We start from the raw sequence: 387 nt of genomic DNA, 5'->3' as shown, positions 1-387 counted from the left end.
GGTTCACGGCGACCGATACGACTACTCGCAGGTCCGATACGTGGACCAACACACGCCCGTCACCATCGTGTGCCGGCTCCACGGCCCGTTCACGCAGCGGCCGATGAACCACCTGTCCAGCCACACCCCGAGCAACTGCCCCGACTGCGCAGACGACATCCGACCGGTGAGCCTCAAGACCGCATGGATGAACAGGCCGAAACCGAAGCGTGACATCGAAACGGGGGAGTTCAAGAGGGCGGCATGACCGCTGCCGACCCAGCGGCCTCAAAACGCGCTGTCACGACGGGGAGATGCTCGCCAGTAAAATGAACGACCGGGTCGCCGTGGTGGACGGCGACCCGGTCTGAGGCATGTGTGCGGCAAGCCCCGGTGAAGGCGTAGCGG

At 65.1% G+C, this 387-nt stretch carries 1 protein-coding gene; it reads left to right on the top strand.

Annotated elements, in window-relative coordinates:
- A partial coding sequence (locus tag BIU91_RS19215) for a hypothetical protein (RefSeq protein WP_216099682.1) occupies nt 1–247 on the top strand: 247 nt, incomplete at its 5' end.
- Nucleotides 248–387 lie beyond the last annotated feature (140 nt).

Source organism: Curtobacterium sp. MMLR14_002 (assembly GCF_001864975.1).
Taxonomy (GTDB): Bacteria; Actinomycetota; Actinomycetes; order Actinomycetales; family Microbacteriaceae; genus Curtobacterium; species Curtobacterium flaccumfaciens.
Note: the sequence above shows the minus strand (reverse complement) of the source record. Positions and strands in the feature narration are given on the sequence as shown.